Annotated in this window: 5 protein-coding genes; 1 reads left to right on the top strand and 4 read right to left on the bottom strand. The window is 69.2% G+C overall.

The genetic code is table 11. The features are described 5' to 3' along the window. Window positions 1–401 (bottom strand): chromate transporter (locus L810_RS49430; protein ID WP_257009031.1); only part of this gene is annotated, 401 nt, incomplete at its 3' end. Between L810_RS49430 and L810_RS38130 the strand changes: the two genes are divergently transcribed. Continuing rightward, window positions 309–1,193 (top strand): transcriptional regulator GcvA, encoded by an 885-nt coding sequence (locus L810_RS38130; protein WP_021163478.1) that lies wholly within the window; start codon window positions 309–311, stop codon window positions 1,191–1,193. The two genes, L810_RS49430 and L810_RS38130, sit on opposite strands and share 93 nt — an antisense overlap. Window positions 1,194–1,233: 40 nt before the next feature. On the opposite strand, the gene L810_RS38135 is transcribed toward L810_RS38130, so the two are convergent. The 3 genes from L810_RS38135 to L810_RS38145 form a co-directional block, all read right to left on the bottom strand. After that, entirely contained in the window at window positions 1,234–2,541 is a 1,308-nt protein-coding gene (locus L810_RS38135; RefSeq protein ID WP_021163479.1) for a solute carrier family 23 protein, read from the bottom strand. Window positions 2,542–2,823: 282 nt separating this feature from the next. After that, window positions 2,824–4,059, bottom strand: coding sequence for a flagellar hook-associated protein FlgL (gene flgL / locus L810_RS38140; protein ID WP_021163480.1), 1,236 nt, complete (start codon window positions 4,057–4,059; stop codon window positions 2,824–2,826). Between the two features lie 17 nt (window positions 4,060–4,076). Beyond that, window positions 4,077–5,324: FlgK family flagellar hook-associated protein (locus L810_RS38145; protein WP_042977953.1), on the bottom strand; the 1,248-nt coding region annotated here is incomplete at its 5' end.

Consider the following 5,324-nt stretch of genomic DNA (forward strand, 5'->3'; position numbering starts at 1 on the left):
CCCGGCAGGAACTGGCACAGCCCGAGCAGGTCGGTGAATTCGTCGGCGGAAAGCCACTTGCGCTCGTCGACGATGGTGCGCCGCGCGAACGGCAGCGCGCCGCCGAACGACATGAGGCCAAGCGACAGGAAGCCGGTGAACAACTCGGCGAGGCCGATGCGGCGGGGTGACGCGGCCGGCGGCGGAGCGGCGGGCGGAAAGGCGGATTGCATGGGGCTCCTCATCAAACGGTGAACCGAGGTTACCGCCGTTCGGCAGGCCTGCAAAACGATTTTATCGGCGCGCCCTTGTGATCTAGAATCACAAGCATGGCACGCGATCTCCCGCCCTTTTCCGCGCTTCGGGCCTTTGAAGCCGCGGCACGACATGAAAGCTTCAGCGCCGCCGGCGACGAGCTGCATGTGACTCACGGTGCCATCAGCCGCCAGATCGCCGGGTTCGAGGCATGGCTCGGCAAGCCGGTGTTCCACCGCTACGGCAAGCGCGTGAAGCTCACCGACGAAGGCCGCCGCTACCTGGACACCGTGCGCGCGGCGTTCGACAGCATCGCGCACGCGACCGAGCAGCTGCGCAACACCGGCGCGGCGCGCGTGCTGCGCATCAACGCGCTGCCGACCTTCGCGATGAAATGGCTATTGCCGCGCCTGTCGCGGTTCCAGCGCGACGTGCCGAACGTCGAGCTGAAGCTGTCGACGTCGAACGCGCCGCTCGACGCGCTCGACGGTTTCGACGTCGCGATCCGCCGCGGCCCCGGCCACTGGTCGAACTGCACGAGCGGCCACTTCCTCGACGAAAGCGTGATTCCGGTCTGCAGCCCCGCGTTGCTCAAACGCGCGCCGATCGCGCGCGCGGACGATCTCGCGCGCCACGTGCTGCTGCATTCGGATACGCGGCCGGAAGGCTGGCGCGACTGGTTCGCGGCGGCCGGCGTGACGATGAAGGGGCGCAAGCGGCAGTCGTTCGACCACTTCTACCTGGCGCTGCAGGCGGCCGTCGACGGGCTCGGCGTCGCGCTCGGCCCGTTGCCGCTGATCGACGACGAGCTCGCGAGCGGCCGGCTCGTGATGCCGCTGGCGGGGCCGCGCATCGCGACGCGCAGCTACTGGTGGATCGCGCCGCGCGCGCCGGCCGACGACCCGCTCGTCGCGCAGTTCTGCGCGTGGCTGCAGGCGCAGTCGAATACCGGCGCGTGAGGCCGCGCCTGCGGGCGGCATGGCGCCGCCCGCTCCCGAATCACACCACCGGGCCCGGTTCCTTTTCCTTGCGCAGGATCGCGTACAGGATGATCGCGCCGAACGTCGCGGTGCCGATCCCGCCGAGCCCGAAGCCGCCGATCTTCAGCGAGAAGTCGCCGGCGCCGAGCACGAGCGTGACGGCCGCGACGATCAGGTTGCGGTTGTCGGAGAAGTCGACCTTGTTGACGACCCAGATCCGCGCGCCCGTCACCGCGATCAGCCCGAACACGACGATCGACACGCCGCCGAGCACGGGGCCCGGAATCGTCTGGATCACCGCGCCGAACTTCGGCGAGAAACCGAGCACGATCGCGATCAGCGCGGCGACCGCGAACACGAGCGTCGAGTAGATCCGCGTGACAGCCATCACGCCGATGTTCTCCGCGTAGGTCGTCACGCCCGTGCCGCCGACGCTGCCCGACACGATCGTCGCGAGCCCGTCGCCGATGAACGCGCGGCCCACGTAGCGATCGAGGCTGGTGCCCGTCATCGCGCTGACGGCCTTGATGTGGCCGAGGTTCTCCGCGACCAGGATCACCGCGATCGGCGCGAGCATCAGCATCGCGTGCGGATCGAACACCGGCGCGCGGAAGCTCGGCACCCCGAACCAGGCCGCGTGCCCGACGATCGAGAAATCGATCGGCTTGCCGAGCCCCATCCCGTTGGTCACGACCGCGTAGATCACGTAAGCGATCACCAGCCCGACGAGGATCAGCAGGCGCTGCACCATGCCGCGCGAGAACACCGCGACGCCGCCGACGCACAGCACCGTGACGAGCGCCATCACCGATTCGAAGGTCGACCCGGACACGCCCTTGACCGCGATCGGCGCAAGGTTGAGCCCGATCACCGCGACCACCGCGCCGGTCACGACCGGCGGCATCAGCGTCTCGATCCAGCGCGTGCCGATCGCCTGCACCAGCGCGCCGATCGCGACGTACACGACACCGCACGCGATGATCCCGCCGAGCGCGACCGGGATGTTCGGGTTCGGGCCGCTGCCGCCATAACCGGTCACCGCGATCACGAGGCCGATGAACGCGAAGCTCGAGCCGAGGTAGCTCGGCACGCGGCCGCCGACCAGCACGAAGAACAGCAGCGTGCCGATGCCCGACATGAAGATGCACAGGTTCGGGTCGAAGCCCATCAGCAGCGGCGCGAGCACGGTCGAGCCGAACATCGCGACGACGTGCTGCACGCCCATCGCGACCATCTGCGGCCACGGCAGGCGCTCGTCGGGGCCGACCACGCGCGATGCCGCGCCGGTCGATTGCACCCGCCAGCGCGGGAAGTAGGAATCGGACATGGGGAAAAGGGCTCCTGTCGGTCGCCGGCTGCGGAGGATGCGCCGGTCTGGAATCTGGCGCGAGTTTACGGAGCGGAAATGGGGCTGGCAAGCAGACCGACACGCGGGACGGCGGGCGGCGCCGGCAGGCGCGGGGCGCGGCCGGGTGCAGGCGAAACGGGGCGCGATCGCGCGGCCCGGCCGCCGGCCGGCCGCGCATCGGGGGCAAGCGGGCAGGCGGGCGGCGGTCGACACCGGCCGCGACGCAAGCGTGCGCTCACATCGCGGCTGGCGCGGCGTGCATCAGGGGTTGATGTACTGGAACAGCGACAGGTTCTGCAGCTGCGCGTAAGCCTTCTGCGAGCCCGTCAGCGCGTTCTGCATCTGCAGGAACTGGCTGATCGTCGACACCATGTTGGTGCTCGTCAGGTCGGACAGGTTGCTGGTGACCTGCAGCGTGTTGGTCTGGTTCACGGTCTGCATCGCCTTGATTTCCTGCTCGCGGCCGCCGACCGACGCCTGCACGGTGAGAACGTTCGTCATCATGTTGTTCAGCTTCGTCGTGCCGGTGGTCATCGCGTTCGCGAGCGAGGCCGCAGCGGACGTGTTGCTGCTGATCGGCACCTTCAGCGCGGCGATCATCGAGTCGAGCGCCGCGAACACGTCGGTGCCGGCCTTCGGCGCGGGCGTGACGGTGAACGTGTCGCCGGGCGCCGGCGTTCCCGACACCGGCACCGAGAGGCCGTTGCCGAGCGCGATCCCGGCGCCGGCCGAATACGGCTGCGCGGGGTTCGTGGTCGGCGGCACCACGGTGTTGTCGGTAACCGTATAGGTCGGCGCGGCGGCCGTGCCGCCGAACGTGATCGTGAACTGGTGCGTGTTGGTCGCGGCCGACGGGCTCGTGATCGACACCGCGCCGATCGTGCCCGTGCCCGTGTTGCCCGCGCCGGCGAGCGGCACCGGCTGGCTGCCGAGCATCGGCACCGACAGGAACACGTTCGCGCCGTTGTCGCCCTGCGAGATCGCGCGCGTATCGGCGATCTGCACCTGCCGCGTGCCCGTGTCGCCGCTGTAGGTCACGCCGCCGCCCGGCGCGTTCGAGAACGGCGCCGTGGTCGACTGGAAGCCCGAAAACAGGTAGTTGCCCGAGCCGTCGGTCGAGTTCGCGAGCGTCAGCAACTGGTCGCGATAGCCCTGCAGCTGGGTCGCTTGCGCCGCGCGGTCGCTGTCGGACAGCGAGCCGTCGCCGGCCTGGATCACGACCGTATGGATGTTGTTCAGCAGGTTGTTGACGCTGATGAGCGTCTGGTCTTCCTTCTGCAGCGACGACAGCGCGGCGTTCTGGTTCGACGCATACTGCGACAGCGTCGCCGACGTCATCGACAACTGCACCGCCTGCGCGGCGCCGAGCGGGTTGTCGGCAGGCGTCGAGAGGCTCACGCCGCTCGAGATCTGCTGGTACAGCTGCGAGAGCTGCGCCTGCTGATCGTTCATCTGCGCGACGTTCATCTGGTAGAACTGCGTGGTGGAAATCCGCATCTGATCGATCTCCGAAATCAGTTGAACAGGCCGAGCACGGTCTGGAACAGCGTCGACGCGGTCTGGATCACCTTCGCGTTCGCCTGGTAGAGCTGCTGGTACTGCATCAGGTTGGCCGCCTCTTCGTTCTGGTTCACGCCCGACACCGACTGCTGCGCCTGCGTGATCTGGCCGATCAGCGAAGTCTGCGCGGCGCTCGACGACTTCAGCTGGCTCGTCGTGTTGCCGATGCTGTTCACGTAGCTCGCGTACGCGCCCGTCAGCGTGGTCGAGCCGTTGCCGAACGATTTCGCGCTGACGAGCTTCGACAGCGCAAGCGCGTTGCTGCCGTCGTTCGTGCCGCCCGTGTTCGGCGCGACCGTGAACGTGTCGCCGGCCGTGGGCGCGCCCGACACCGTGACCGTGACGCCGGCCGTCAGCGTGATCGGCGTGCCGGACTGGTACGGCTGCGCCGCGCTGGTCGTCGGCGGCACGGCCGTGTTGTCGGTGACCGTGTAGGTCGGGCTGGCGGTCGTGCCGCCCATCGTGATCGTGTAGTTGTGCGGGTTGGCCGCGGCCGTCGCGCTGGTGACCGACAGCTCGCCGATCGTGCCGGTGCCCGTGTTCGTCTTGGTGGCCGACGGCACGTACGGCGACGCCGCCGCGATCGCGGAGCCGTTCGACGTCGCGAGGCCGAAGCCGTTCAGCGCGCCGCGCGTCGGCTGCACGGTGAACTTGTCGCCGGCGTTCATCGCGCCGGACGAGAACGAGAAGTTCAGCCCGCCGATCGAGGCCGGCATGCTGGCCGACTGGCCGACCACCGCGCCGCTCGCGCGGTCGGTCAGCGTGTAGTTCGTGCCGTCGTACGACAGCGTGTAGTCGCTCGTGGTCGGCTGCGACGCGTTCGCGAACGACACGGACAGCGCCGCGTTGCCGGTATTGCCCTGGTTCGCGTACGTGATCGGCGTGCCGGTCGTGAACAGGTTGCCGCCGACGTTGCCCGACAGGTCGATGCCGAGCGCGTTCTGCGCGTTGACCTGCGCGGCGAAGCTGGTCGCGATCGCGCCGAGCTGCGCTTCGGCCGGGTCGAGCGTCTGGCTGCGGAACGCGAGCAGGCCGCCGAGCGTGCCGCCCGACAGCGACGCGTCGGACAGCGCCTGGTTCGGCCCCTGCGGGTTCGCGCCGGCGATGCCCTGCGACACGACGGTCAGCTCGCTCGGATCGGACGGCGACGTGACGGCCGCGAGCTGGTAGCTCTTGTTCGCGACGACGAGCGGCGTGCCGCC

The organism is Burkholderia sp. AU4i (assembly GCF_000466765.1).
GTDB lineage: Bacteria > Pseudomonadota > Gammaproteobacteria > Burkholderiales > Burkholderiaceae > Burkholderia > Burkholderia cepacia.